Genomic DNA, 26,684 nt, shown 5'->3' with positions numbered 1-26,684 from the left:
CGCGACCAGTTCCCCGCCGCCCGGCTTGGGGGCCGTACGGGGGGCCGCCTTCTCGGCGGGGGCGCTCCCCTCGCCCTGGGCGGCGGGGAACTGGTCGCGCAGGCGGCGCGCGACGGGGGCCTCGATGGTCGAGGATGCGGAACGGACGAATTCGCCCATGTCCTGCAGCTTCTGCAGGACGACCTTGCTCGGCTGTCCGAGCTCCTTGGCGAGCTCGTGTACGCGGACCTTAGCCACATTTCTCCTGTCTCGGTCCGGCCGATGACAGGGCGCGGACCATCAGATCTGGTGGGTGCTCATGTGCGAGTACTCATCGGATGTCCATTGGTTCTTCTACCCGCTTCTGTGTGGTCGATTCGGATGCCTCGAGGCGCCGGCGGAGCTCGTCGAGCCCGCCCGCGTCGACCGGCCCGCGAAAGGACCGGGCCAGTCCGCCCCGCGTGACCGCGAGGTCGAGGCAGCGTGCGTCGGGGTGGACCCAGGCGCCGCGTCCCGGGGCGGTCGATCGCTCGTCGACCCGGATGCGCGGCACGCCGTCCTCCGGGGATCCCACCCGGACCAGGCGCACGAGCTGATCGCGCGCGGCCTTCTCACGGCAGCCGACGCACGTCCGCTCGGGACGGAGGGTCTCGGTGCGCGGATCCACACCGTCACCTCCTTCGCGAGCGCTCCATGCCTCGTCCGGGCCTCGACACCGGCACCCGTGCTGACCGCAGAGCCGTCGCACGAGGCGTCGGAGGGGCGGTCTCCAGGGCGCGGATCAGGGCGCCGCACGGCGCATGAACAGCCTCTTCAGTGTAGCGGACCCCGATCGCCGGCGACGCGGCGAGGGGTCGCGGGACCCGGTGGGATCCGTCACGACGACGCGGCCCTGCGGCGGACGGGGCACCAGCTCGGGGCATCCGATCGCCCGCGTCCGATCGCCCGCGTCCGATCGCCGGGGTCCGGTCGTCGGCCTCGCGCGCCGTCGGCGTCACTGCTGCGCGGCGCCCTCGGGACGGATGTCGATCTTCCAGCCGGTCAGCTTCGCGGCCAGGCGGGCGTTCTGCCCCTCCTTGCCGATCGCGAGGGAGAACTGTCCCTCGGGCACGACGGCGCGGGCCGCGCGGGCGACCTCGTCGAGCACGACCACGCTCGTCACGCGCGATGGCGACAGGGCGCTCGCGATGAAGCGCGCCGGGTCCTCGTCGAAGTCGACGATGTCGATCTTCTCCCCGCCCAGCTCGCTCATGACCGCGCGCACGCGCGCGCCCATCGGGCCGATGCACGCGCCCTTGGCGTTGACGCCGGGGACGGTCGAGCGGACGGCGACCTTGGTGCGGTGGCCGGCCTCGCGGGCGATCGCGGCGATCTCGACGGTGCCGTCGGCGACCTCCGGGACCTCGAGCGCGAACAGGCGGCGCACGAGGTTCGGGTGAGAGCGCGACAGCGTGATCTGCGGCCCCTTGGGGCCGCGGCGCGTCTCGACGACGTAGGCGCGGATGCGGCGGCCGTGCGAGTAGTCCTCGCCGGGGACGCGCTCATGGGGCGGCAGCACGCCCTCGACGCTGCCGAGATCCACCTGGACCATGCGCGGGTCGCGGCCCTGCTGGATGATGCCCGAGACGATGTCGTCGCTGCGCGCGGCGAACTCGCCCATCACGGCCTCGTCCTCGAGCTCGCGCAGGCGCTGGAAGATCACCTGGCGGGCCGTCGAGGCGGCGACGCGGCCGAAGCCGGCCGGGGTGTCGTCCCATTCGCGGATGACCGCACCGGTCTCGTCGGTCTCCTGGGCGTAGACGGCCACGCGGCCGCTGCGCTCGTCGATGTCGACGCGCGCGGAGCGGGCGTGGTCCTCCGTGTGCTGGTAGGCCATGAGGAGGGCCTGGCGGATGGCGTCCAGGAGGACGGGCAGCGAGATGTCCCGCTCCCGCTCGAGCGCGCGCAGCGCTCCCATATCGATGTCCATGATCAGCCTTCCTCGGTGGGGTCGTCGTGGGTGGCGTCGCCGTCGACGTCCGGAAGCTCGGCAGGGGCGGTGAACTCGATGAGGACCTTCGCGGAGGCGACCTCGGCGGTCGGCAGCTCCCGCGGCGCGGCCGGGCCGCCGCGGCGGGCGCGGGGCTTCGAGCCCGGGGCGTCCTCGGGGCGCAGCGTCAGCACGTCGTCGTCGGAGACCGCGAGCACGCGCGCCACGAGGTCCTCGCCCGCAGCGGTGCGGATCCGCGCGAGGCGTCCGCGGGCGCGTCGGAAGTGGCGGGGCTCGGTGAGCGTGCGCTCGGCGCCGGGCGTGGTCACCTCGAGCTCGTAGGCGGCGCCGTCGAGGAAGGACTCATCGGCGTCGAGGCGATCGGAGATCAGGCGGGAGGCCTCGGCGACGGTGTCCAGGTCCGCGCTGCCGGTGCGGTCCTCCGGGAGGTCGACGACGACGGTCACGACGGTGCGGCCGCCCGCGGAGCGGACGGTCACGTCCTCGCACATCAGGTCGACGCTCGCGACGAGCGGGGCGAGCGCGGAGCGGAGGTTCTCGACGGTCTCGGGGGCGACGGTCACGCACGCACCTCTCCATGATCGGCGGCCGCAGGGGCCGGCCTCGGTTGTCAGCGGGCGCGCGGGCAGCGCGCCGGGGTCGGATCGCTCCGACGGTGCGCCTATTCTACGGCTCCTCCCCCGCCCGCCGCCGGGCCCGCCCGGGCCGGATGCGAGAATCGGCACGTGCCCGATCCCGCCGCCTCCATCGCCCCCTCCCGCCGCACCGCCGCCCCCACGCGCCGCACCGTGCTCCTGCTCGGGGCGAGCGCGGCCGTCGGCGGGGTCCTGAGCGGCTGCGGTCCGGTCCGCCTCGGCCAGCCGGCCCCCTACACCCCGCCCCCGGAGGGCATCGACGACCTGTACCGGGCCGACCTGCTGGCGGCCCTGGCGGACATCGAGACGGCCACGGGCACGATCCGGGCGCCGCACCCCGAGGCCGCCATGCTGCTCGGCGAGCTGGCGATCGCCGTGGTCGAGCAGCGCGCTGCCCTGCTGACCGGAGCCGAGACCGAGGCGTCGGAGTCGGCGAGCGACGGCGGCGGCGCGACCGCCTCGTCGGGCACTGCGACCTCGAGCGGCGCCGCGAGTCCGACGGGCGACGCGGGCGCGACGGGCGCAGCCAGCGACGGCGGCGGCTCCCCGGCTGCGGCCCCGAGCGACGCTCCCGGTCTCCTGCAGGCCCTCGGCGACCTCGTCATCCTGTGCGCCGAGGCCTGCGTGCAGTGCTCGGGATCGTTCGCCCGCGTGGTCGCCGCGATCGGGGCGCACCTGACGTGGAGCGCCGCCCGGCTGGCACCGGTCCTCGCCGATCCCGCCGCGACGGCTCCGGCCCCGCCGGCCGAGGACGCCATCGCCCCCACTCGGAGGATCCCCGCCTCCGACCCGCCGTCGGTCGCCGCGAAGACCGACTACGAGGCGATGCTCCAGCAGGCCCAGGGCGATGAGTGGTACGCCGGGTACGTGCAGGAGGTGCGGGCGGCGCGCACCGTCGACGAGACGGCGCGCGCCGCGGCGCTGGACGCGGTGGCGACGCATCGCGACCGCGCCGAGCGCCTGAGGGACATCGCCGAGGCCGACGGCATCGCCCCCGTCGCCGAGGAGCCGGTGTACGCCCTGCCGGGCGGCGGCCTCGATCAGGCGGCGCTCGACGCGGAGCCGCTCGCGATCGCCCAGGGGCTCGCCGTCGACTGGGTCGCTCTGACGGGCGCCGTGCCCTTCGAGCGACGGGCGTTCGCCGTCGCGACCGCGCTGGCCGAGGCCCACGGCCTGGCGGTCCTCGGCGGCGTGCTGCCGGCGCTGCCCTCGCTCGACCCGCAGAGCGACTGAGCCCCGGGCCCGGGGCGCGGACCCGGGCGCGAGGCCGGGCCACGCCGGCAGGACACCGTCAGCCGGCGCGCACCTCGGCGAGCACGCGCTCCACGACGTCGGCGGGCGAGACCTCGGTGACCTCGCCGCTCGCGCGGTCGCGGATCTCGAGCACGCCCTCGGCCAGGCCGCGGCCGATCACCACGGTGGTCGGGATGCCCAGCAGCTCGGAGTCCTTGAACTTCACGCCCGGGGACACCTTGGGGCGGTCGTCGTAGAGCACGGTGAGACCCTGGGCCTCGAGCTCGCCGGCGATCCGCTCGGCCTCCTCGAAGACGGCCGCGTCCTTACCGGTGGCGAGCACGTGGATATCGGCGGGAGCCACCGAACGGGGCCACGCGAGCCCCTTATCGTCGCAGGTCAGCTCCGCGATCGCCGCGACCGCGCGGGTCACGCCGATGCCGTAGGAGCCCATCGTCACGACAGCCTGCTTGCCGTTCTCGTCGAGGACCTTGAGGTCGAGGGCCTCGGCGTACTTGCGGCCCAGCTGGAAGATGTGGCCCATCTCCATGCCACGGGTCAGGCGCAGCGGGCCCGAGCCGTCGGGGGCCGGGTCGCCGTCGCGCACCTCGGCCGCCTCGATGTAGCCGTCGGGGGTGAAGTCGCGGCCGGGGACCACGTCGATCGAGTGCGTGTCGACCTTGCGGGAGCCGACCACCCAGCGGGTGCCGTCGGCGGCGCGCGGGTCGATCAGCACCTTCACGCCCGAGTCCGTGTCCTCGCCCAGGCCCACGGGGCCGGTGAAGCCCTTGACCAGGGCGGGGTGCTTCTCGAAGTCCTCCTCGGCGAAGGGCACGGCGATCGAGGGGGCGAGCGCGACCTCGAGGCGCTTCTCGTCGGCCTGGCGGTCGCCCGGGATCATCACCAGCAGCGGCTGGGTGGAGCCGTCGGGGTGATGGAGCATGTAGATGAGGGCCTTGAGGGTGTCGGCCGCGGTCCACTCCCGGCCGTCCTCGCGCACCTCGTGCGCGTTGAGGTGGTCGACGAGCTGGGCGATCGTGCCGGTCCCGGGGGTCGTGACCTCGCGCGCAGGTGGCAGTGCGGCCATCGCGTCGGCATCCAGCGGCTCGGGGGCCACGGTGGTGACGGCCTCGACGTTGGCGGCGTAGCCGCCGTCGGAGACCACGAAGGTGTCCTCGCCGATCGGCGTGGGGTGCAGGAACTCCTCGGAGCGGGAGCCGCCCATCGCACCCGCGTCGGCCTTGCAGATGACCGTGGGCAGGCCCAGGCGTTCGAAGGTGCGCTGGTAGGCGGCGCGCTGCAGCTCGTAGGAGCGGTCGAGGCCCTCGTCGCTCACGTCGAAGGAGTAGGCGTCCTTCATGACGAACTCGCGCACGCGCAGCAGGCCGCCGCGGGGACGGGCCTCGTCGCGATACTTGGTCTGGATCTGGTAGAGCATCGCCGGGAGGTCCTTGTACGAGGAGTACAGGTCCTTGACCGCGAGGGTGAACATCTCCTCGTGGGTGGGCGCGAGGAGGTAGTCGTCGTGACGGCGGTCCTGCAGGCGGAACAGGTTGGCGCCGTACTCCTCCCAGCGGCCGGTGGCCTCGTAGGGGGCGCGCGGCTGCAGCGCCGAGAACAGCACCTCCTGCCCGCCGATCCGATCCTGCTCCTCGCGGACGATCTGCTCGACCTTCCGCAGCACCTTCAGGCCCAGCGGCAGCCACGTGTAGACGCCCGCGGCGCTGCGCCGGATGTAGCCGGCGCGCACGAGGAGCTTGTGGCTGGCGACCTCGGCATCCGCGGGGTCGTCGCGCAGGGTGCGGATGAACGACGAGGACATGCGGATCATGGGAGGCCTTTCGGTGGGGCGGGCGGGGGCCGCGACAGGCGCTCGCACGCGGCGCGGCCGGGTCCATCGTAGTGCGCGCGACGTCAGCCCCCGGCGCACGCAGGAGGTCAGCTCTCCCGGTAGGCGTGGCCGAAGATCCGGGGCAGACGATCCCGCAGGACCTCCATCTCCTGCTCCCCCTCGTGCAGCCTGACGACCAGCTCCCTCAGCCCGGACGCGGCGATGCTCTGCTCGGCCGGGGTGGCGGCCCCGGCCGACAGCCTCTCCTGGTACTCCTCGAAGCGGTCGCGCATACGCACAGGCTGCGGGCGCATCGCTCGGGGCCGGTCCCCTGACTCCGTACCGCCCGAGACCCTGCAGACGGTGCTCCCGACTCTCCTCGGCGAGATCTTGGCGGGCACCGAGAGCTGATCCCGACCCTCCGCAGCGGAGAGCGGCACCGTCCGCAACCGATTGACTTTCGATAGATTTCCATCGACCATCGATGCATGACTCGATTCGTCACGCCGCTGCTGCGCGGCATCATCGTCATCCTCGGCCTCGCGGCCCTCGCGCTCGGCGCCGGGCTCCCCCTGGTCGCCCGAGACATCGCGGAGGCAGCTCCCGAGTTCGAGACCATCCGCCTGCCCTACGTGGCGGCGGCCGAGGCAGCGCTCGCCTGCGTATTGATCGCCCTGCTCGCGCTATGGATCCTGCTGGGGCGGGTCCGCCGTGACCGCATTTTCTCCCCCGCTTCCCTGCGCTGGGTCGACGCGATCATCTCCGCGGCCACCGCGGCCACCGCCATGACCGGCCTCGTCTTCGCCCATCAGATGCTCGCCCCGGTCCCCGGCATCGGCCCGGCCGCCTGGCCGCTCCTCCTCCTCGTGCTCGCAGGCATCGGCTTCGTGCTCACAATGCTCGTCATGCGCCGTCTGCTGGTGACGGCCGTGGGCCTGCGCACCGACCTCGACGGGGTGATCTGATGGCCATCGTCGTGGACATCGACGTGATGCTGGCCCGGCGCGGCATGAGCGTCGGCGAGTTCGCCGCGGCCGTCGGCATCACGCCCGCGAACGTGGCCGTGCTGAAGAACGGGCGCGCGAAGGCGGTGCGCTTCACCACCCTCGACGCGATCTGCCGCGTCCTCGGGTGCGAGGTCGGGGACGTGCTGCGGCACGTCCCCGACGACACCGCCGCGAGCTGACGGCGATCGGGCTCAGGCGTGCGCGAGCTCGAGCCGCCTGGCGCCGGATGCGTCGCCCTCGCGTCCGACGATCCGGCCGTCCACGAGCGTGACGAGCGCGTCGAGGGCCTCGCGATGCACCAGGTCGTGCGTCACGAGCAGCGTCGACGTGCCGCGCTCATGGGTCAGGCGGGCGATGAGATCCATGATCTCCCCGCCGCGCTCCTGGTCCAGCGCGCTCGTGGGCTCATCGACCAGCAGCGCCTCGGGCTCATGGACGAGGGCGCGCGCGATCGCGACCCGCTGGCGCTGCCCGCCGGACAGCTGCGCGGGCCGCTTGCCCGCGTGCTCGGCGAGCCCGACGGCCTCGAGCAGCTCGTCGACGCGCCCACGGATCTCCCGGCGCCGGGCGCGGGATCCGCCGAGCTCGCCCATCGCCTGCAGCTGCTCGCGGGCGGTGAGGGAGGCCAGGAGGTTGGACTGCTGGAAGACGATGCCGATGCGCTCGCGGCGCAGCGCCGTGGCCTCGGCACGGGACAGGCGCGTCGTCTCGACGTCACCGATGCGGATCATGCCGGAGTCGGGATGGGTGAGCGTGGCCGCGAGCGCCAACAGGCTCGACTTTCCCGAGCCCGAGGGGCCGGTCAGGCCGGTGACGACGCCGGGGCGGGCGACGAGGTCGACGTGGTCGACGGCGGTCATGCGGCGCTCGCCGTCCGGGTAGGTGAGGGTGACGTTCTCCAGGGTGATCAACGGTTGCTCCCGAGGGCGGTGAGGGGGTCGGCGGAGGTGACGGCGCGCAGGGCGACGGCGGCGCCCGCGAGGCCGAGCGCGGCCATGGCGACGGCCGGGACGAGGGTGGTCAGGGGGCTGAGGAGGAACGGCAGGGCCGAGCCGGCGAGCGCGCCGAGCCCGAGCGTGGCCGCGAGCCCCAGGGCGATCCCGATCGCGAGGACCACGAGCGCCTGTCCGAGGGCGTCGCGCACGAGCGAGCGGTTCGAGGCGCCGAGGGCCTTCAGGACGGCGACGTCGGCAGTGCGCTGGAGCGTCCAGACCGTGAAGAAGGCACCGATGACCAGTGCGGAAACCGCGAACAGCATCGCGATCATGAGCCCGAGCGACCCGATCTCGGACGTGAAGGTCTCGAGCGCCCGCAGGCTCATGAGGGGCGTCTGCGCGCTCGTGGACGTGTCGGCGGCGATCGTGTCCCACGCCGGGTCGCCCGTGACGGCGAGGAGGGTCGGCTCCCCCGTGCCGCCGAGGCGCACATCGGCCTGCGCCCACGCGTCGGGGGTCAGCGCGATCACGGGCGTGTGGCTGTACCAGGCGTCGTCCCCGATCGAGGCGACGGTCAGGTCCAGGCCGGCGACGGTGATCGTGTCGCCCACGCGGGCGCCGAGGTCCTCCGCCGCTCCGGCGGACAGGCCCGCCTGATCGTCGGCGCCGGGGGCGAGGGCCGCGACGGCGCCGTCCCCGGCGTCGCGCGGCATGCCGATGAGCGCGACGCCGCTCGCGTCCTCGGATCCGGACACGGCGGCCCGGCCCTGGACGATGCCGACGGGGACGGCGGCGTCGACGCCGTCGGCGCCGCGCCACGCCGCGACCGTCTCCGGGGCCAGCGCCGACTCGGCGACATCGGGGGCCTCGCCGTCGGGCGCGGCGAGGACGAGGCGGTCGCCCGGCAGGGAGAGGATCGCCGAGACGTTCTGCTGCGCGAGACCGCCGGTGAGGCCGGCGAGGAAGCCGACGAGCAGCATGATGAGCGCGACGACGGAGGCGATGAGGGCGAAGCGGCCGCGGGCCGCGCGCAGGTCGCGCCAGGCGACGAACATGAGGGACTCCTTCCGGCGCCGGGACGCTCCGCAGCACCTGCTCCAGGCTCCCGCCCGGAGCGGGGGCGCGGCATCGGGCGCCCGATGGCTCCTCGGGTCGAACTTTCGATGGATCCGCGGGCGCGGCGGCGCGGATACGCTGGGCCGACCATGGCCCATTCGTCCCTGACCCCGGTCTTCGTCGGCCTGCGCGCCGGGCTGCACTGCCTGACGGGCGGGCTGGCCGTCCTCGTCGCGCTGCGCACCCTCGTCGAGGGCGGGCCGATGCTGGGGCCGGCCCTCGCGCTCCTGGCGCTCTTCGTCGCGGTGTACGCCGTCGGATCGTTCGTCGCGGCCGCTCCCGCCGGCCGGCGCGGCCGGTGGACGGCCGTGTGGATCGTGGCCCTGTGCGCCGTCTGGGCGTGCCTCGTCGCCGTCGCCTCCGTGGCCGCCTACCTCGTCTTCCCCCTCTTCTTCCTCTTCCTGCACGTCCTCGGGCCGCGCACCGGGCCCCTCGCGGTGATCTGCGCGACCGGGATCGCGATCCTCGTCCTCGCGGCGCACGACGACCTCACCCTCGGCGGCGTCGTCGGACCGCTCGTCGGCGCCGGCGTGGCGCTCCTCATCGGGCTCGGCTACCGGGCCCTCGCGCAGGAGGCCCGCGAGCGCGAGGCGCTGCTCTCCGAGCTCCTGGCCACGCGGGACCTCCTGGCCGCGACGGAGCGGCAGCAGGGCGTTCTGGCCGAGCGGTCGCGGCTGGCCCGGGAGATCCACGACACCGTGGCCCAGGACCTCTCGAGCATCCAGATGCTCCTGCACGCCGCTGAGGCCTCCGACGGCGAGCGCCCCGGGATCGAGCATGTGCGCCTGGCCCGCGAGACCGCGGCGAGCGGCCTGGCCGATGCCCGGCGCTTCATCCGCGAGCTCGCGCCGCCGGATCTCGAGCGCGGCCTCGCACCCGCGCTCGAGCGCCTCGCGCGCACGACGGCGCAGCGCACGGGTATCGACGTGGAGGTCGACGCCGACGCCTCGCTCGAGGTGCCCGTCGCCGTGCAGGTGGCGCTCCTGCGCATCGGCCAGGGGGCGCTCGCCAATGTCGTCCAGCACGCCGAGGCTGGCCGTGCCGCGATCACGCTGGGCCGCGAGGCCGGCGGGACGCGGCTCGAGATCGCCGATGACGGCCGCGGGTTCTCGCCGCAGATGCTCGAGGTGGCCTCGACCGCGGGCGGCGACTCCTTCGGACTGCGCGCCATGGCCGAGCGGGCCGCGGAGATCGGGGGCGCGCTCGAGGTCGACGCCGAGCCGGGACGCGGGACACGCATCCGTGTGCGGGTGCCCGATGCGGTCGGGCCCACCGCGCCCTCCCCCACGTCTGCGGTGGAGGCCGCATGATCCGCCTGGTCCTGGCCGACGACCATCCTGTCGTGCGCGCCGGCCTGCGCGCCCTGCTGGGCGCGGCCGAGGGCGTGGAGGTGCTCGCAGAAGCCGCGACGCCCGCCGAGGCCGTCGACGCCGCCCGCGAGCATTCCCCCGACCTCGTGCTCATGGACCTGCAGTTCGCGGGGCAGGCGGAGACCGGAGCCGATGCCACACGGCGCATCCGCGCGCTCTCTCCCGCGCCCCAGCTGCTCGTGCTCACCAACTACGACACCGAGGGCGACATCCTCGGGGCGATCGAGGCGGGCGCGAGCGGCTACCTGCTCAAGGATGCCCCACCGGAGGAGCTGATCCGCGCGATCCGGGAGGCCGCCGCGGGCCGCAGCGCCTTGGCGCCCGCGATCGCCGGCCGCCTCATGCGGCGCATGCGCTCGGGGCCCGTGAACCTGTCGGCTCGGGAGATCGGGGTGCTGCGCCGGGTCGCGGATGGCGACTCGAACGGGGCGATCGCCGCCGCGCTGCACATCAGCGAGGCCACCGTGAAGTCGCACCTCGTGCACGTGTTCACCAAGCTCGACGTGTCCTCGCGCACAGCCGCGGTCTCGGCAGCGCGGGAGCTGGGCATCCTGCGCTGACAGCCGCCATGGGGCAGTCGGCGAGAGCTGCGATGGGGACGCGATCACCCATGAGGACGCCACGCAGGGTGCGCTCCGCGGCGCCTGGGGAAGCTCGGCGGCCGCCGCTGCCATGATCACCGGCCTCACCGGGGATGCGCGCCGCAGCCGCGGAATTCCATGGTCGGATCCGTCATGCACCGCTAGCGTCGGGCCCATGGACCGCCACACCGCGCACTTCGCCGACAACCGCGCCAACTGGGACGACCGCGCCGCGCTCCACGAGGCCTCCGGCTACGGGATCGAGGAGCTCGTGGCCGATCCCGAGCACATCACCCCGGAGGTCGCCCAGGACGTCGAGCGCCTGGGCGACCTCGCCGGGTGCGACGTGATCCACCTGCAGTGCCACCTCGGCACGGACACGGTGAGCCTGAAGCGGCTCGGCGCCGCGCGCGTCGTAGGAGTCGATCTGTCCCCGGCGTCGCTGCGCCGCGCCCGCGACCTCGCCGAGCGCGCCGGTGCCGACATCGATTTCGTCGAGGCCAACGTGTACGACGCTCGCGCGGCCGTGACCGGTGACTTCGACCTCGTGTACACGAGCATCGGCGTGCTGTGCTGGCTGCCGGACATCCGCGCCTGGGCCCGCACCGTCGCCTCGCTGCTGCGACCGGGCGGGCGCTTCCTCATCCGCGACGACCACCCGTTCTTCATGACCATCGGCGAGGACATCACCGCCGGTCTGCGCGTCGAGCAGCCGTACTTCGAGCGCGAGGCACCGATGACCTGGGACGACGCCGGCTCCTACGTCGAGGCGCCCGACGGCGCGGAGGCGATCACGCACGGCGTGAACCACCAGTGGAACCACGCGCTGAGCGAGATCATCACAGCGCTGCTCGAGGCCGGGCTCGTGCTCGACTCGTTCGAGGAGACCGCGGCCTCGGCCTGGTGCCCGTGGCCCGAGCTCATGGTCTGCGACGGCGATACGTGGCGCCTGCGCGAGGAACCGGACCGTCTGCCGCTGCAGTTCGTCATCACGGCGCACCGGCCAGCCTGAGCGGAGAACAAGCCGGAGCCCGCCGTGCTCAGAACAGGAGGGTCGTGAGCTCCCCCGCCTGGCGGAACCCCGCCGCGGCGTAGGCCCGGCGCGCGGGCTCGTTGAAGTCGTTGACGTAGAGCGACACCCGACCGGCGTGATCACGGCGCACCTGCTCGACGACCGCCGCCATGGCCCGGCGCGCGAGACCGCGTCCGCGCTGATCCGGCCGCACCCACACGCCGTGCAGCTGGGCGACGTCACCGAGCCCGGCCCCGACGTCCGCCTTGAACAGCACCTCCCCGGCCTCGTCGGTGACGACGTAGGTGCGGCCCTCGCGGATGAGCGCGGCCACACGCCGGTGGTAGCCGGCGCCGCCGTCGTAGGCTGTGGGGTCGCTGCCGACCTCCTCGCGGAACATCGCGACGGCGGCGGGGAACACGGCGTCCTCCTCCCCCGGCCGCGCCGGCCGCAGGGTCGGCTCCGGCACCACCGCTGGAGCGACGACGGCCTCGAGCAGCGGCTGCGACCAGCGCTCCTCGCGCGCCCGCCCCCAGGCCAGGGCGATCACCGGCCACATCCGCTCGATCGCCGCGCGCGGGCCCACCAGCGAGCTCGAGGTGCGGCGGCGGGAGGCGAGGCTCCGGGCGAGGACGTCCAAGTCCTCGCCCGCCCCGCCGACCGGTCCGGCGTTGGCGCCGCCCCACAGGACGGCCTGGGGCGCGGCGTCGCCGCCCAGCACCGAGAACTCGCGCGCGAGCATCCCGGGGTTCACGCGCAGCTCCGCCAGGCGCGAGCCCGGGAGGGTGGTCGTCAGCGGGTCGGCGAGCGCCAGGCGCAGGGCGCCGTCGAGCGCGGCGGGCCGCAGGGGCCGCACGGTCGGACCCCGGCGGAGCACGGGAGGGTCAGCTCACCGAGACAGACGGCGCGCCGGCGGCCTCGGCACCCTCGCCCATCTCCGCGGCGATGCGCTCGGCCTCGGCCAGGAGCACCTCGACGATCTCCTCCTCGGGCACGACCTTGATGACCTCGCCCTTGACGAAGATCTGGCCCTTGCCGTTGCCGGAGGCGACGCCGAGATCGGCCTCGCGGGCCTCGCCGGGACCGTTGACGACGCAGCCCATGACGGCCACGCGCAGCGGGACCTCGAGGTGCTTGAGGCCCTCGGTGACCTTGTCGGCGAGCGTGTAGACGTCCACCTGGGCGCGGCCGCACGAGGGGCAGGAGACGATGTCGAGCTTGCGGGGCTTGAGGTTCAGCGACTGCAGGATCTGGTTGCCGACCTTGACCTCCTCGACGGGCGGGGCCGACAGGGACACGCGGATGGTGTCGCCGATGCCCTCGCCCAGCAGGATCCCGAAGGCCACGGAGGACTTGATGGTGCCCTGGAAGGCGGGGCCCGCCTCGGTGACGCCGAGGTGCAGCGGCCAGTCGCCGCGCTCGGCCAGCTGCCGGTAGGCCTCGACCATGATCACGGGGTCGTTGTGCTTGACGGAGATCCCGAAGTCGTGGAAGTCGTGCTCCTCGAACAGGGAGGCCTCCCAGACGGCGGACTCGACGAGCGCCTCCGGGGTCACACGGTCGATGCCCTTCATCATCCGCTGGTCGATCGAGCCGGCGTTGACGCCGATGCGCAGGGCCGTGCCGTGGTCCTTCGCCGCCTGGGCGATGTCCTTGACCTGGTCGTCGAAGCGGCGGATGTTGCCCGGATTCACGCGGACGCCGGCGCAGCCGGCCTCGATCGCGGCGAACACGTACTTGGGCTGGAAGTGGATGTCGGCGATCACGGGGATCGGGGACTTCGCGGCGATCGCCGGGAGCGCGTCGGCGTCCTCGCTGCGCGGGCACGCGACGCGCACGATGTCGCAGCCGGCCGCGGTCAGCTCCGCGATCTGCTGGAGGGTGGCGTTGATGTCGTGCGTCGGCGTGGTGGTCATCGACTGCACGGTGATGGGGGCGTCGCCGCCGACGGCGATGTCGCCGAGCTTCACCTTCCGGCTGACGCGGCGCGGGCGCAGGACGCGCGGCGCCTCCTTGACGGTGGGGATCCCGAGGCTCACAGAAGTCACGCGCACATCATCCCATCCGCGCCCGGGAGTCGTCAGCGTGTGCGCCGTCGCGCCGGTCACCTGCACGGATCCTGCACAGGCGCGGCGTCTCAGGATCCGAACAGGGTGATGGGCCGCACGATATCCGCGTACACGAGCAGCACGGTCATCACGAGGAACGCCAGCGCGACCACATTAGTGACGGGCAGCATCCGCGACATGTCGATCGGCCCCGGGTCGGGGCGGCCCCGCAGCCGAGCGATCATGCGCCGCGCCCCCTCGAGGAGCGCGCCGAGCACGTGCCCGCCGTCCAGCGGCAGCAGCGGGACCAGGTTGAACACGAACAGGGCCATGTTCAGCGAGGCCAGCATCGAGACCAGCGTGAACGCCTTCATCCGCAGATCGAAGCCGGGCTGCTCGGTCGAGACCACCTCCCCCGCCAGACGGGAGACGCCGACGACGCCGACGGGCCCGTTCGGGTCCCGCTCCTCGGTCCCGAAAGCCGCCTGGGCGACGTCGACGAGCCGCGCGGGCAGGCCCAGCACCAGCTTCCCGGTCGCGGCGAAGGAGTCCCAGACGGCACCGGGCACCTCGGTGACCGGACGGCGCACCAGGTCGCGCGTGCCCGAGACCCCGAGGAATCCGGCCTGCACGGTGCGCAGGGAGCCGTCGGCCTCGCGGACGACCTCGCCGTCCGCACCGATCACGGGACGGGCGTCGACGATGGGAGTGGCCTCGAGCGTCAGGCGCTGGCCGTCGCGCTCGACGACGACGGGGACGGTGCGCCCGCCGGCGCCGCGGACCACCTCGACCACGTCCTCGAAGGTCGGCGTCTCGCGCCCGTCGACGGAGAGGATCACGTCGTCGGGCCGGATGCCCGCGGCGGCCGCGGGCGCGACGGGCTGCCCCTCGCAGGAGGTGCCCTCGGGGGCGTCGGCGGGCAGCACGCACTGCGAGACGCTCGAGACCTGGTTCGTGACGGCGGGAAGGCCGAAGCCGCTCATCAGCACGCCCAGGAGGACGGCGGAGATGAGGAGGTTCATCGTCGGCCCGCCGAGCATCACCACCAGCTTCTTCGGGACCGACAGCGCGACGAACGTGCGGTGCTGCTCGGAGGGGTCGTACTGGGCGGCCTCCCACTCCTTGGCCTCGGCGGACATCGTCTGCACGAAGCCGGTGGAGTCCTCGCGGATGGTGCCGGGCGCGTCCCCCTTATGCGGCGGGTACATGCCGATCATCCGGATGTACCCGCCCAGCGGGATCGCCTTGATGCCGTACTCGGTCTCGCCGCGGCGCCGGGAGAAGACCGTGGGGCCGAAGCCGATCATGTACTGGGTGACGCGCACGCCGAAGGCCTTGGCGGGCACGAGATGCCCCAGCTCGTGCAGGGCGATGGAGACGCCGATGCCGAGGGCCACCAGGAGGATGCCCAGGACGTACAGCGCGACGCTCACGCGCCCCGCCCCGCGCTCTGACCCGCGCTCGACGCGGTGGCAGAGGCCGTGGCCGCGCGGGCGGCGATGCGCTCGCCCGCGATGGCCCGGGCGGCGCGCTCGACGGCCAGGACGCCGTCGACGCCGTCGGCGGGGGCGACCGTCGGCAGTCCCGGGTCCGCGAGGACCTCGCCGATCACGTCGACGATCCCGAGGAACGGCAGGCGCCCGGCGAAGAACGCGTCGACGGCCTCCTCGTTGGCGGCGTTGTAGGCGGCCATCGCGCCGTGCCCGCGGCGGTGGGCCGCGCGGGCCAGCGCGATCGCGCCGAAGGTCTCCTCGTCGACCGGTTCGAACGTCCAGGACTGGGCGCGCGTGAAGTCGAGGGGCCGGGCGAGGCCGGGGATCTTCTCGGGGTGGGCGATGGCCCAGCCGATCGCGTGGCGCATGTCCGGCGGGCTCGCCTGGGCGATCGTGGAGCCGTCGATGAGGGTGGCCATCGAGTGGACGATCGACTGCGGGTGCACGACCACGTCGACGCGGTCCTCGGGCATGTCGAACAGCCAGCAGGCCTCGATGACCTCGAGCGCCTTGTTCACCAGCGTCGCGGAGTTGGTGGTGATGACCCTGCCCATCTGCCAGGTGGGGTGGGCCAGCGCCTGCTCGGGCGTGACCTCCCCCAGCTCGGCGCGGCTGCGGCCGCGGAAGGGTCCTCCGGAGGCGGTCACGACGAGACGGTCGACGTGTTCCGGCCGCACGCCGGCGAGGGCCTGGGCGATCGCGGTGTGCTCGGAGTCGACCGGGAGGATCTGCCCCTCGGCGGCCGCGCCCGTGACGAGCTCGCCGCCGGCGATGAGGGACTCCTTGTTCGCGAGCGCGAGGCGCGCCCCGGAGGCGAGCGCCGCGAGGGTGGGGCGCAGGCCGACCGAGCCGGTCACGGCGTTGACGACCACATCTCCCGCGCCGAGCGCACCGGCGAGATCGACGACCGCGTCCTCGCCGACGTCGAGGCGCGGCATATCGCGGGCCTCCGGCGCGAGGGCGGCGCGGATCGCCGCGGCGACCTGATCGGCGGCGTCCTCGTCGGCGATCGCGACGCGCGCGGGCGCATGGGCGAGCACCTGCTGCGCGGCGGTCTCGGGGCGCGAGCCGGAGACGGCGAGGCCGTGGAGCCGGACGGCATCCGTGCAGCGGGCCAGGACCTCGAGGGTCTGGGTGCCGATCGAGCCGGTGGAGCCCAGCACGACGGCTCGGCGGGGGGCCGGGGAGGGAGCCGATGAGGTCACGGCACGGAGGCCATGACGTCCGCGACGTGGTCGAGGTAGACGTCGACGACGGCCTCGGAGTACCCCGCGGGGCCCTTGCGGCGGCGGAAGGCGGCGCGGCGCACATCGTCCACGCTCATCGGGTGGCCCTGCGTGAAGTAGGCGACGAGCTCGTCGCACAGGACGTCGACGTCGTCGCGGTCGTAGGAGACCTCGCCCTCGCGGCCGGGGGCGAAGCGTTCCCCGGCGGGGCGCTCGAGGCGCTCCTTGAGGGTCTCGGCGCGCTCGGTCAGGTCACGCACCCAGGCCTCCTCGCCGCGCTCGGCGATCGCCGCGTCGCGCTCGCGCAGGGCGAAGGCGTCGGACAGGCGGTCGAGGGCCTCGTCGACGACGCGCATCGAGTAGCCGCCGCGCTCCGAGGAGAAGCTCGCGGACGTCACCTCCGACGGGGAGAAGCTCTCGTCCCGTCCCTCGTAGGCAGCGCGGGCGCGCGCGAGGAAGTCGTCGACCTCCCGGACGTCGTATCCGGTGGACAGGCGCGAGACGCGCTCGAACGAAGTGCTCACGGGGACCTTCCTGGTGCTCGGGCTCATCGGGCGCCGCGGGTCGCGCGGGCGCCCGCAGGCTCCCTCACTGTATCCGCCCGCACGGGCGCGGCCGCGCAGGCGCCGCCCGTGCGGCCGCGGTCGCGATGCGGGAGGGCTCAGTCGTCCGCGGACGCGCCGTCCGTCGCGGTATCCGCGGCGGTGACTCCAGCGCCGTCCCGCGGGGCGACCGACCCAGCGCCATCCCGCGAGGCGACCGGCCCAGCGCTGTCCCGCGAGGCGACCGGCCCAGCGCTGTCCCGCGAGGCGACCGCCTCGACGCGAGCCACGCGAGCCTCGCGGTCCTCGCGGTGGGAGTCGGACTCGATGATCGTCGCGGCGAGCTGGCCGCAGGCGCCGTCGATGTCGGAGCCGCGGGTGTCGCGGATGGTCGTCGAGATCCCGTAGGAGCGCAGCGTCTCGACGAACTCGCGCTCGACCCGCGGATCGGACGCGGTCCACTTCGAGCCCTTGACCGGGTTCAGCGGGATCGGGTTCACGTGCACCCAGTGCGGGCCGCCCTTGTCGACGAGCTTGCGGGCCAGCAGGTCCGCGCGGTGCGCCTGGTCGTTGATGTCGCGGATCAGCGCGTACTCGATGCTCACGCGGCGGCCCGTGGCCTCGAAGTACTCGTGCGCCGCCGAGAGGATGTCCTCGACGTCGTAGCGGGTGTTGATCGGCACCAGCTCGTCGCGCAGCTCGTCGTCCGGGGCGTGCAGGGACACGGCCAGCGTCACCGGGATGCGCTCGGCGATGAGCTTGCGGACCGCGGGCGCGAGCCCGACCGTCGAGACGGTGATGCTGCGCGCCGACATGCCGAAGCCCTCCGGCGACGGCGCGTTCAGGCGCTTGCAGACGGTCGCGACGGCCCGGTAGTTCGCCAGCGGCTCGCCCATGCCCATGAACACGATGTTGGTGACGCGCTCGGGATCGCCCTCGCGGGCGCCTGGGAGCTCCCCGCTGCGCAGCATCGCATTGGCGATGCGCACCTGCTCGAGGATCTCGGCGGCGGAGAGGTTGCGGGTCAGGCCCATCTGGCCCGTCGCGCAGAACGGGCAGTTCATGCCGCAGCCGGCCTCCGAGGAGATGCACAGCGTGATGCGCCCCGGGTACCGCATGAGCACCGACTCCACGAGGGAGCCGTCGAACAGGCGCCACAGAAGCTTCTGGGTGGCGCCGTGATCGGCGCTCTGGCGGGACACGAGGGTGAGCAGCTGCGGGAAGAAGCGCTCGGCGAGCTCGGCGCGGCGGTCCTGGGGCAGGTCCGTCATCGCCGCAGGGTCCGTGGTCGCGTGCTCGAAGTAGTGGACGGACAGCTGCTTGGCGCGGAACGCGGGCAGCCCCAGCTCCGCGACGGCCTCGGCGCGCTCGGCGAGAGTGAGGTCCGCGAGATGGGCGGGTGCCTTGCCGCGGCGGGCCGGGCGCAGCTGCAGCTGGCCCGGCGCCAGGGCGACGGGCTGGCTCGGGTCGACCTCGCGCGAGAGGTCCAGGCCGCTGCGACGGGAGGGCGGGGCCAGGGGTGCAGGAGCCGCGGAGCCGCGGGTGGTTCCGTCGGACGCGGTGTCGTCGGGCGCAGTGTCGTCGGGCGCGTCGCCGCCGTAGGCGCTCGCGTCGGTCGCGATGGCGTCGCGAGCGGTGTCGTCGTTGGTCATGGCAGCAGCAGCTCCAGCAGGATGTAGGTGACGGGGGCCGAGAGCAGCATCGAGTCGACGCGGTCGAGGACGCCGCCGTGGCCGGGCAGCAGCGTCCCCATGTCCTTGATGCCCAGGTCCCTCTTGAGGAGGGACTCGCTGAGGTCGCCCCCCGTGGAGACGATCACCAGGACGGGCCCGATGATCATCCCGGCCCACCAGGGCGCGCCCAGGCCGAGGACGAGGGTGGCGACGGCCACGGCGGTGCCGGCGACGAGGGAGCCGGCGAAGCCCTCCCAGCTCTTCTTGGGACTGATGCCGGGGGCCATCGGGTGCGAGCCGAACAGCACCCCGGCGATGTACCCGCCGGTGTCATTGGCGATGGGCACCAGGAGCGCGAGCAGCACGAGGATCGCCCCGTGCTCCCGGGCGTGCAGCAGCAGGATGAAGCAGCCCAGGAACGGCACCCAGGCGAGCGCGAAGACGCCCGCGGCCACGTCGCGCAGGGTCAGCAGTCCCCCCGCCTCGACCGCGCGCCACACCAGGACGACGCAGACGGCGACCGCGAGCGCGATCACCAGACCGTCGGCGCCGTAGACGGCCGTGGACACCACCATGCCGAGCGCGCCGACGAGGACCGGGGACTGCGGCACGCGCAGGCCGCCGGTCCCGAGCGCCCGCACCGCCTCGTAGGAGCCGAGGGCGAGCGTCAGCCCGGCGAACAGCACGAACGTCGAGGGCAGGACGAACAGGCTGACCAGCAGCGCCCCGACGAGCAGCACGCCGACGGCGATGGCCGCCGGCAGGTTGCGTCCCGGGCCGCGGCGCTTGGCCGTCCCCTCGCGGGGTGCCACGGCAGAGCCGACCGCGCGCGGTGGCGCTCCGACGGGTCGCTCGCGCACCGCCTCGAGCGTGCTCGGGGCGGTGCGCTGGGCGGCAGGGAGCTCCCCCGCGGGCGATTCCATGGACGAGGACCGGTGATCGGGGACGATCAGACGGTCGCGAGCTCCGTCTCCTTGGCGGCCAGGGCGGCGTCGACGCCGTCGATCGCCTTCTTGGTGAGGACCTCGAGCTCCTTCTCAGCGCGCACGCCCTCGTCCTCGCCGATCAGCTTGTCCTTGACCAGCTTCTCGATGGCCTTCTTCGCGTTGGCGCGCGAGGAGCGGACGGCCACGCGGCCCTCCTCGGCCTTGTGCTTGGCCAGCTTGATGTACTCCTTGCGGCGCTCCTCGGTCAGAGCGGGCAGCACCAGGCGCAGGTTGTCGCCGTTGTTGGTGGGGTTCACGCCCAGGTCGGACTCGCGCAGCGCGGTCTCGATCGCCGCGGTCGCGCCCTTGTCGTACGGCGTGACGATGATCGTGCGGGCCTCGGGGAACTGCAGGGAGGCGAGCTGGTTGAGCGGCGTCGGGGTGCCGTAGTAGTCGGCGGTGATGCCCTGGAACATCGCCGCGTTGGCGCGCCCGGTGCGGATCGCGGAGAACTCCTCCTTGGTGACCTCGATCGTCTTGGTCATCTTGGCCTCGGCCTCGTTCAGGATGCCGGCGATGTCGTCGCTCACGATGTGCTCCTCGATTTCGTGTCGGTGGTGGTCCGTTCCATTGTCCCGCACGGCGCGCGGAACGGTCGCGGACGCACCTGTGCGCCGCGACCAGGGGGTCAGTCGCCCGTGACGGTGGTGCCGATGCGATCCCCGCGCATGGCGCGCGTGATCGATCCGGCCTCGTCGAGACCGAACACCATCATCGGCTGGGCGTTGTCCATGCAGAGGCTGAAGGCGGTCGCGTCGACCACCTTGAGGCCCTGCACGAGAGCCTCGTTGTAGGTGACGTGCTCGAGCTTGGTGGCGTCGGGATCCTTGCGGGGGTCGGCCGAGTAGACGCCGTCGACGCCGTTCTTGGCCATGAGGACCTCGTGGCAGCCGATCTCCAGCGCCCGCTGGACGGCGACCGTGTCGGTCGAGAAGTAGGGCATGCCGGCGCCCGCGCCGAAGATCACGGCGCGGCCCTTCTCGAGGTGGCGCACGGCGCGCAGCGGCAGGTACGGCTCGGCGACCTGCCCCATGGAGATGGCGGTCTGCACGCGCGTGGAGACGCCCTTCTGCTCGAGGAAGTCCTGGAGGGCCAGGCAGTTCATGACGGTGCCGAGCATGCCCATGTAGTCGGCGCGGCGGCGGTCCATGCCGCGCTGGGACAGCTCGGCGCCGCGGAAGAAGTTGCCTCCGCCCACGACGATCGCGCACTCGACGCCGGAGGCGACGCCCTCCGCGATCTCGCCGGCGATACGGGAGACGACGTCGGGGTCGACGCCGACGCGGCCGCCTCCGAACGCCTCGCCGGATAGCTTGAGGAGGACCCGGCGCCCCTCCTCCTTCTTCGGGAGGACGGGGATCTGGGAGGTGATGGTCGCCTGGGTCATGGGGGTCCTTCCGGTGGGACGTGTTCGCCGCGATGATACCGGGGCGCCCCTGCACCCGAGCGGTACGGGGCCGCCGTGGGGACATGGCGCACACCGCGGCCGCGCCTGCGGGTCGTGCGCGCCAGCGCGCGCACAGCAGGACCGGGCCCCTTCCCTGCAGGAAGAGGCCCGGTCCGGATGCGGGTGGGACCCGCGTTCAGCGGTCGGTGATCAGTTGCCGACGCGGAAGCGCACGAAGCCGGTGATGGTGCCGCCGGCCTGCTCCACGACCTTGCCGACCGTGGTCTTGGGGTCCTTGGCGTAGGCCTGGTCCAGCAGCACGTTCTCCTTGAAGAACCCGTTGAGGCGACCCTCGACGATCTTCGGGAGAGCCTGCTCGGGCTTGCCCTCGTTCTTCGCGGTCTCCTCGGCGATGCGACGCTCGTCGGCGACGACCTCCGCGGGGACCTCGTCGCGCGAGAGGTACTTGGGCGAGTACGCGGCGATGTGCATCGCGATGTCGCGCGCGACCTCGGCGCCGGCGGCGTCGGTGGCCACGAGCACGCCGACCTGCGGGGGCAGGTCCTTGTTCGTGCGGTGCATGTACTGCGCGACCTTCTCGCCCTCGACGCGGCCGATGCGACGCACGACGATCTTCTCGCCCATGGTCGCGCCGGCGGTGGTCAGCGCCTCGCCGAACGGGGTGCCGGCGAGCTGCTCGGGATCGGTGGCGCCGGACTCGACGGCGGCCGCGACGGCCTCGTCGCCCAGGGCGACGAACTTGTCGTTCTTGGCCACGAAGTCGGTCTCGGAGTTGAGCTCCACGAGGGTGCCCACCTGCTTGCCGTCGACGTCGCGGACGTCGACCGCGATGAGGCCCTCGGAGGCCGAACGGCCCTCGCGCTTGGCGATGCCCTTGAGGCCCTTGACGCGGATCAGCTCGACGGCCTTGGCCTTGTCGCCGTTCGCCTCGTCGAGAGCCTTCTTGACGTCGAGCATGCCGGCGCCGGTGGACTCGCGGATCTCCTTGATGTCAGCAGCCGTGTAGTTGGCCATGTGGTCCTTCTTCCTGATGGGAGAGGTGATGCGGAGAATCGATGGGTGCCGTCCCGGAGGACGGGATCAGGCCTGGGCCTCGTCGGACGCGGTCGCCTCGGCGGCGGGCGCCTCGGTCTCCTCGACGGCCGGGGCCTCAGCAGCGGTCTCCTCGGCGGCGGGGGCCTCGGTCGTCTCGGCGGCGGGGGCCTCGGTCGTCTCGGCGGCGGCCTGCTCCTGCTGGACCTCGGACTGCTTGAGCAGCTCCTGCTCCCACTCGGCGAGCGGCTCGGCGTCGACGGCCGAGACGTTCTTCTCGGCGCCGGCGGAGCGCTCGTGACGGGCCTGCAGGCCCGCGGCCACGGCGTCGGCGACGACGCGGGTCAGCAGGGCGACGGAGCGGATCGCGTCATCGTTGCCCGGGATCGGGTAGTTGACCTCGTCGGGGTCGCAGTTGGTGTCGAGGATCGCGACGACGGGGATGTTGAGCTTGTGCGCCTCGTCGACGGCCAGGTGCTCCTTGTTGGTGTCCACGATCCACACGGCCGAGGGGGTCTTGGCCATGTCGCGGATGCCGCCGAGGGTGCGCTCGAGCTTGTCCTTCTCGCGGCGCATGATGAGCAGCTCCTTCTTGGTGTAGCCGGAGCCGGCCACATCCTCGAAGTCGAGCTGCTCGAGCTCCTTGAGGCGGTTCACGCGCGAGGAGACGGTCTGGAGGTTGGTGAGCATGCCGCCGAGCCAGCGCTGGTTCACGTAGGGCATGCCGACGCGGGTGGCCTGCTCGCGGATGGACTCCTGGGCCTGCTTCTTGGTGCCGACGAACAGGATCGTGCCGCCGTGGGCCACGGTCTGCTTGACGAACTCGTAGGCCGAGTCGATGTAGGTGAGCGTCTGCATCAGGTCGACGATGTAGATGCCGTTGCGCTCGGTGAAGATGTAGCGCTTCATCTTCGGGTTCCAGCGACGGGTCTGGTGACCGAAGTGCACGCCGCTGTCGAGCAGCTGGCGCATGGTGACGACTGCCATGAGTGTCCTCTTCCTTCGGGCCCTGGGCTCGCCCGTCAGCCTCCTCGGCCTTCGGGGTCCCGGCGCAGGGCCGTGCTTCTCGGTTCTCCCCCGAGCGCCGGTCGGCGACGGGGCCTGGTGCCCCGGTCCCGACCGCCCGCGCGCATCGCAGGAGCTGATCCGGGAGCTCGACGCATTCGCCGACCTCTCCGATCGCCTGCGGTCCGCGAGGACCGATGGCCGGGTGCCGTGATGGGCACGCGAAGTCATCCGGACGCACCGGATGCTGGCGGCAGTCTATCGGAGGCAGGAGCATCGGACAGCCGCGCGGGGTGTGACGTGCACGTGAACAGACGGTGGCCGCCGACAGCGCCTCCTCCACGGGCTCGGCTCTCCTCGACAGGCTCGGGACTCCTCCACAGCTCGGAGTCGTCCACACCGGGATCACCCCGGGGTGCTCCGTCGAAGGAGCAGAGCGATGCTCGTCGCATGGATGCGCACATGACGAGAGGCCGCCAGCCGGGAGCCGCCACCGTGCGGGCGTCGACGGCCCGCGCGGTGCTCGCGCTGCTCCTGGTGCTCGCACTGATCCTCCTGCTCCCCCCGCCCGCCGGCGCGGAGGAGCAGTCGCGCTGGTCGTGGCCCATCGCCCCTCCTCACACCGTGCAGGCGCCGTTCGACGAGCCCGCCGGGCCCTACGGGCCGGGGCATCGGGGGATCGACATCCTCGCCGAGACGCCGACCGTCACCGCGGTCGAGGCGGGGACCGTGCACTTCGCCGGCATGGTCGCGGGACGCCCGGTCGTCTCGGTGCGGCACGCCGACGGGCTGCTCTCGACGTACGAGCCCGTCGTCGCGTCCGTCGCCGTGGGCACCGCCGTGGAGGCCGGGACGCCGATCGGCGAGGTGGCCCCCGGAGCGGCCTCGCACTGCGCACCGGCGCTGTGCCTGCACCTGGGCGCCCGACGCGACCGCAGCTATCTGGATCCGTTGCTCCTGCTCGGCGCCCGCGGGCCCAGCGTGCTGCTGCCGCTGTCCGGGAGCGGTGCGGCACGACCCGGCGGTGATGCTGGCACCGGTGACAGGGCGGGAACCGGCGGCGGTGCAGGGGCCGGCGACAGCGCGGGAACCGGCGGCGGAGCAGGGACCGGCGGCGGTGTACGGACCGGCGGCGGTGCCGCGGGCGACGTCTTCGGAGCTTCCGTGGGATCGGGGGCTGGGGCCTTCGCCCGCGCCGCCACGGGCTCTGGTGCACGGTCCGCGCCGTAGCTTTCACGGCACCGTGGCCGTCCCGACAAGACGCGCGGCCGTGGGGGCTCGGTCGGCTCAGGCCCGGGGGTGCGCCTGGTCGATCGTCGCCCGGAGCCGCTGCGCGGAGACGTGGGTGTAGATCTGCGTCGTCGCGAGCGAGGAGTGTCCCAGGTAGTCCTGGACGCTGCGCAGATCCGCCCCGCCCTCCACCAGGTGGGTGGCCGCGCTGTGGCGCAGGGTGTGGGGCGTGACGTGGGCGCTGACGCCGGCGCGTGCGCTCGCGGCGCTGACGACGTCGCGGACGGCGCGGACGCCGAGGCGGCCCCCGCGGACGCCGAGGAACAGGGCTCGCCCGGCGCTGTCTGCCGATGGCGTCCGACGGGTGCGCGGCGCACCGCTGCGGTCCCGGCCTGCCTCAGCGGTGCCGCGGGCCAGCTCGGGGCGCCCGTGCCCGACCCAGGCCGCGACCGCATCGAGGGCGGGGACGCCGACGGGCACGATCCGCTCCTTGGACCCCTTGCCGAGGACGCGCACGGTGCGGCCGGCGGCGTCGACGTCCCCGAGGTCCAGGGAGACGAGCTCGGAGACGCGCAGTCCGCTCGAGTAGAGCAGTTCGAGCAGCGCGGCGTCGCGCAGGGCGATCGCTCGGGCACGGCGCTGCTCGGCACCGGTGGCCCCGGAACGGGTGCCATCGACGCCCGTCCCCTCGCCTCCCGTCCCCTCGCCTCCCTGCCCGCCGTCGGCCTCGCTCGCCCGGTCGCCAGCGGCGGGCGGGATCGCGGCCGGGTCCGCGCCCCCTGCGCGTCCGTCGCCGTCGGCGGCGGGCCCGTGCAGGGGCGCCTCGACCATGGCCGCGGCCTGTTCGGCCGACAGGACGGCCGGGAGATGGCGGCCGCGCCGCGGGGGGCGCAGCCGGGCCCCCGGGTCGTGAACCAGCACGCCGGTGCTCGTGAGCCAGGCGGTGAAGGTGCGCGCGGCAGCGGCCGATCGCGCGAGGGTCGCCGTGGATGCTCCGGTCGCGGCACGCTCGGCGAGCCAGGCGCGCAGTGCGGCGAGGTCCGTCTCGGCGGGCTCGATGCGCTCGCGCTCACGCAGGTGCGTCAGCAGCGTCGCGGCCTCCCGTAAGTAGGCGCGGACGGTATGGGGAGAGCGGTCGCGCTCGAGCGCGAGGTGGCGCTCGTAGCGCGCGAGCAGGGCGGCGTCATCGGGATGCAGCTCCTGCTGCTCCCGTGCCGTCCGACGGTTCGCGCTCATGGCTCCAGTCTCCCAGAGCCCCGGAACACGCCGTCCCCTCACCGCGCCCGGGCGATCCGCTCCCCCGCATGACGCGCCAGACCGAGCAGCTCGAGACGGGCGACGGCCGCCTCGACCGCTCCCCCAGGCAGGGCGCACAGGCGCTCGAGGTCCGCCAGGGTGATCGCCGAGCGCGGCGGCAGCGCATCGAGCACGCGCCGGTCGACGGGATCCAGCAGGTCCAGCTCGTCCTGCACGGCGAAGACGGAGCCGTCCGCGGCCTCCTGCCCCCGCACCAGCTCGAGGATCTCGGCGGCATCGGTCACGAGCACGGCCCCGCGCTCGCGGATCAGACGGTGGCATCCAGCGGACGCCGCGGACGTGACCGGGCCGGGCACCGCTGCGACGGGGCGCGAGAGGTCGTCGGCATGGCGCGCCGTCGACAGCGCCCCGGACCGCCAGGCCGCCTCCACCACCACGGTCGCCGATCCCAGCGCCGCGATCAGCCTGTTGCGGGCCAGGAAGCGCCAGCGCGTGGGGGCGGTGGCGGGCGGTGCCTCGGAGATCAGCGCGTGACGGGAGCGGATCGCCTCGAGCAGGCGGGAGTTGCCGCGCGGGTACAGGGCATCCAGCCCGCCCGCGAGCACCGCGAGCGTGGCCCCCTCGCCCGAGGCGAGAGCCCCGCGGTGGGCGGCCGCGTCGATCCCGTAGGCACCGCCCGAGACGATCGTGGCGCCGCGCACGGCGAGCGCCGCCGCGAGCGATGCCGCCGTGTCCTCGCCATAGGGGGTCGAAGCCCGGGATCCGACCATCGCGATCGTCGGCACGGCGTCGACCAGGGCGGCGGGCGAGCCCGCACCCGACACCCACAGGCAGTGCGGGGCGGTATCGGCGAGATCATCGAGCACACTCGGCCAGTCCGCATCGCCGGGGACGACGGCCCGGATGCCCCGGGCCTGCGCGGCATCGAGGACACGATCGACGTCCAGACCGTCGAGACGGGCGCGCCATCTGCCCAGGGCCGCGCTCGCCCGCGCGGCCCCCGACCCTCGCCCCGGGCCGTTCCCCACGGGGCCCGTCGGTCCTCGTCCAGACGTCTCGGGCCCGCCTTGTCCCGACCCGAGTCCGCCTCGCGCT

At 73.6% G+C, this 26,684-nt stretch carries 28 protein-coding genes; 7 read left to right on the top strand and 21 right to left on the bottom strand.

The features are described from left to right. The 4 genes from FM110_RS14235 to FM110_RS03145 form a co-directional block, all read right to left on the bottom strand. A partial coding sequence (locus tag FM110_RS14235; RefSeq protein ID WP_143276228.1) for a translation initiation factor IF-2 N-terminal domain-containing protein occupies positions 1-237 on the bottom strand: 237 nt, incomplete at its 3' end. 73 nt (positions 238-310) lie between these two features. Further along, positions 311-646: a YlxR family protein gene (locus FM110_RS03155; protein ID WP_087102591.1), complete on the bottom strand. Its 336-nt coding sequence runs from the start codon at positions 644-646 to the stop codon at positions 311-313. A gap of 327 nt (positions 647-973) precedes the next feature. Further along, positions 974-1,948 carry a transcription termination factor NusA gene (gene nusA / locus FM110_RS03150; protein ID WP_087102588.1) on the bottom strand — a complete coding sequence of 325 codons (975 nt, stop codon included), beginning with the start codon at positions 1,946-1,948 and terminating at the stop codon, positions 974-976. A gap of 2 nt (positions 1,949-1,950) precedes the next feature. Beyond that, on the bottom strand, positions 1,951-2,532 hold the full coding sequence (locus FM110_RS03145) for a ribosome maturation factor RimP (RefSeq protein WP_087102587.1): 582 nt from the start codon (positions 2,530-2,532) through the stop codon (positions 1,951-1,953). 162 nt (positions 2,533-2,694) lie between these two features. On the opposite strand from FM110_RS03145, the gene FM110_RS03140 reads away from it, so the two are divergent. After that, the gene (locus FM110_RS03140; RefSeq protein ID WP_087102585.1) at positions 2,695-3,837 is read left to right on the top strand and encodes a DUF4439 domain-containing protein; all 1,143 of its coding nucleotides are present in this window, start codon (positions 2,695-2,697) and stop codon (positions 3,835-3,837) included. A 58-nt stretch (positions 3,838-3,895) separates the two neighbouring features. Here the strand turns inward: FM110_RS03140 and FM110_RS03135 are convergent, their stop codons facing one another. Both FM110_RS03135 and FM110_RS03130 read right to left on the bottom strand, forming a co-directional pair. Next, positions 3,896-5,668 (bottom strand): proline--tRNA ligase, encoded by a 1,773-nt coding sequence (locus tag FM110_RS03135; protein ID WP_087102583.1) that lies wholly within the window; start codon positions 5,666-5,668, stop codon positions 3,896-3,898. A 107-nt stretch (positions 5,669-5,775) separates the two neighbouring features. Further along, on the bottom strand, positions 5,776-5,961 hold the full coding sequence (locus FM110_RS03130) for a hypothetical protein (RefSeq protein WP_087102581.1): 186 nt from the start codon (positions 5,959-5,961) through the stop codon (positions 5,776-5,778). Between the two features lie 195 nt (positions 5,962-6,156). Here FM110_RS03130 and FM110_RS03125 point away from each other — a divergent pair, with 195 nt between their 5' ends. Both FM110_RS03125 and FM110_RS03120 read left to right on the top strand, forming a co-directional pair. Continuing rightward, complete coding sequence (locus tag FM110_RS03125) at positions 6,157-6,633, top strand: DUF2975 domain-containing protein (RefSeq protein WP_087102579.1); 477 nt, start codon at positions 6,157-6,159, stop codon at positions 6,631-6,633. Beyond that, complete coding sequence (locus FM110_RS03120) at positions 6,633-6,854, top strand: helix-turn-helix domain-containing protein (protein ID WP_087102578.1); 222 nt, start codon at positions 6,633-6,635, stop codon at positions 6,852-6,854. The genes FM110_RS03125 and FM110_RS03120 overlap by 1 nt, the downstream gene beginning before the upstream one ends. A gap of 12 nt (positions 6,855-6,866) precedes the next feature. Here the strand turns inward: FM110_RS03120 and FM110_RS03115 are convergent, their stop codons facing one another. Beyond that, a complete protein-coding gene (locus FM110_RS03115; RefSeq protein ID WP_087102576.1) occupies positions 6,867-7,586 on the bottom strand; it encodes an ABC transporter ATP-binding protein in 720 nt (239 codons plus the stop codon). Then, positions 7,583-8,665 (bottom strand): ABC transporter permease, encoded by a 1,083-nt coding sequence (locus FM110_RS03110; RefSeq protein WP_087102574.1) that lies wholly within the window; start codon positions 8,663-8,665, stop codon positions 7,583-7,585. The genes FM110_RS03115 and FM110_RS03110 overlap by 4 nt, the downstream gene beginning before the upstream one ends. Before the next feature lie 150 nt (positions 8,666-8,815). Here FM110_RS03110 and FM110_RS03105 point away from each other — a divergent pair, with 150 nt between their 5' ends. The 3 genes from FM110_RS03105 to FM110_RS03095 all read left to right on the top strand — a co-directional run bounded on the left by FM110_RS03105 (position 8,816) and on the right by FM110_RS03095 (position 11,689). Continuing rightward, positions 8,816-10,036 carry a sensor histidine kinase gene (locus FM110_RS03105; protein ID WP_087102572.1) on the top strand — a complete coding sequence of 407 codons (1,221 nt, stop codon included), beginning with the start codon at positions 8,816-8,818 and terminating at the stop codon, positions 10,034-10,036. After that, a complete protein-coding gene (locus tag FM110_RS03100; protein ID WP_087102570.1) occupies positions 10,033-10,656 on the top strand; it encodes a response regulator in 624 nt (207 codons plus the stop codon). The genes FM110_RS03105 and FM110_RS03100 overlap by 4 nt, the downstream gene beginning before the upstream one ends. Before the next feature lie 196 nt (positions 10,657-10,852). After that, positions 10,853-11,689: a class I SAM-dependent methyltransferase gene (locus FM110_RS03095; RefSeq protein ID WP_087102568.1), complete on the top strand. Its 837-nt coding sequence runs from the start codon at positions 10,853-10,855 to the stop codon at positions 11,687-11,689. Between the two features lie 28 nt (positions 11,690-11,717). Here FM110_RS03095 and FM110_RS03090 read toward each other — a convergent pair whose 3' ends face one another. The 11 genes from FM110_RS03090 to rpsB all read right to left on the bottom strand — a co-directional run bounded on the left by FM110_RS03090 (position 11,718) and on the right by rpsB (position 23,084). After that, positions 11,718-12,566, bottom strand: coding sequence for a GNAT family N-acetyltransferase (locus FM110_RS03090; RefSeq protein ID WP_087102566.1), 849 nt, complete (start codon positions 12,564-12,566; stop codon positions 11,718-11,720). Between the two features lie 7 nt (positions 12,567-12,573). Beyond that, positions 12,574-13,737 carry a flavodoxin-dependent (E)-4-hydroxy-3-methylbut-2-enyl-diphosphate synthase gene (ispG, locus tag FM110_RS03085; protein WP_087102598.1) on the bottom strand — a complete coding sequence of 388 codons (1,164 nt, stop codon included), beginning with the start codon at positions 13,735-13,737 and terminating at the stop codon, positions 12,574-12,576. Positions 13,738-13,826: 89 nt separating this feature from the next. Further along, the gene (locus tag FM110_RS03080) at positions 13,827-15,170 is read right to left on the bottom strand and encodes a M50 family metallopeptidase (protein ID WP_087102564.1); all 1,344 of its coding nucleotides are present in this window, start codon (positions 15,168-15,170) and stop codon (positions 13,827-13,829) included. Continuing rightward, entirely contained in the window at positions 15,167-16,435 is a 1,269-nt protein-coding gene (gene dxr, locus FM110_RS03075; protein ID WP_087102562.1) for a 1-deoxy-D-xylulose-5-phosphate reductoisomerase, read from the bottom strand. Before dxr ends, FM110_RS03080 begins: the two co-directional genes overlap by 4 nt. Beyond that, positions 16,432-16,980, bottom strand: a complete 549-nt coding sequence (locus FM110_RS03070) for a DivIVA domain-containing protein (protein WP_087102560.1) — start codon at positions 16,978-16,980, stop codon at positions 16,432-16,434. Before FM110_RS03070 ends, dxr begins: the two co-directional genes overlap by 4 nt. 137 nt (positions 16,981-17,117) lie before the next feature. Further along, positions 17,118-18,650: a 23S rRNA (adenine(2503)-C(2))-methyltransferase RlmN gene (rlmN, locus tag FM110_RS03065; RefSeq protein ID WP_087102558.1), complete on the bottom strand. Its 1,533-nt coding sequence runs from the start codon at positions 18,648-18,650 to the stop codon at positions 17,118-17,120. Continuing rightward, a complete protein-coding gene (locus FM110_RS03060) occupies positions 18,647-19,594 on the bottom strand; it encodes a phosphatidate cytidylyltransferase (RefSeq protein WP_087102557.1) in 948 nt (315 codons plus the stop codon). Before FM110_RS03060 ends, rlmN begins: the two co-directional genes overlap by 4 nt. Positions 19,595-19,620: 26 nt before the next feature. Continuing rightward, positions 19,621-20,187, bottom strand: coding sequence for a ribosome recycling factor (gene frr / locus FM110_RS03055; protein ID WP_087102555.1), 567 nt, complete (start codon positions 20,185-20,187; stop codon positions 19,621-19,623). Positions 20,188-20,285: 98 nt separating this feature from the next. Continuing rightward, positions 20,286-21,044, bottom strand: coding sequence for a UMP kinase (gene pyrH, locus FM110_RS03050; protein WP_087102554.1), 759 nt, complete (start codon positions 21,042-21,044; stop codon positions 20,286-20,288). A 210-nt stretch (positions 21,045-21,254) separates the two neighbouring features. Beyond that, positions 21,255-22,079, bottom strand: a complete 825-nt coding sequence (tsf, locus tag FM110_RS03045) for a translation elongation factor Ts (protein ID WP_087102552.1) — start codon at positions 22,077-22,079, stop codon at positions 21,255-21,257. A 66-nt stretch (positions 22,080-22,145) separates the two neighbouring features. Further along, the gene (gene rpsB / locus FM110_RS03040; RefSeq protein ID WP_087102550.1) at positions 22,146-23,084 is read right to left on the bottom strand and encodes a 30S ribosomal protein S2; all 939 of its coding nucleotides are present in this window, start codon (positions 23,082-23,084) and stop codon (positions 22,146-22,148) included. A 480-nt stretch (positions 23,085-23,564) separates the two neighbouring features. Between rpsB and FM110_RS03030 the strand changes: the two genes are divergently transcribed. Further along, a complete protein-coding gene (locus FM110_RS03030) occupies positions 23,565-24,332 on the top strand; it encodes a M23 family metallopeptidase (RefSeq protein WP_234991871.1) in 768 nt (255 codons plus the stop codon). Positions 24,333-24,389: 57 nt separating this feature from the next. Here the strand turns inward: FM110_RS03030 and FM110_RS03025 are convergent, their stop codons facing one another. Both FM110_RS03025 and dprA read right to left on the bottom strand, forming a co-directional pair. Further along, positions 24,390-25,568, bottom strand: a complete 1,179-nt coding sequence (locus tag FM110_RS03025; protein WP_087102544.1) for a tyrosine recombinase XerC — start codon at positions 25,566-25,568, stop codon at positions 24,390-24,392. 38 nt (positions 25,569-25,606) lie between these two features. Continuing rightward, positions 25,607-26,617: a DNA-processing protein DprA gene (gene dprA / locus FM110_RS03020; protein ID WP_234991870.1), complete on the bottom strand. Its 1,011-nt coding sequence runs from the start codon at positions 26,615-26,617 to the stop codon at positions 25,607-25,609. Positions 26,618-26,684 lie beyond the last annotated feature (67 nt).

This window comes from Brachybacterium nesterenkovii (genome assembly GCF_900163655.1).
Lineage (GTDB): Bacteria > Actinomycetota > Actinomycetes > Actinomycetales > Dermabacteraceae > Brachybacterium > Brachybacterium nesterenkovii.
Note: the sequence above shows the minus strand (reverse complement) of the source record. Positions and strands in the feature narration are given on the sequence as shown.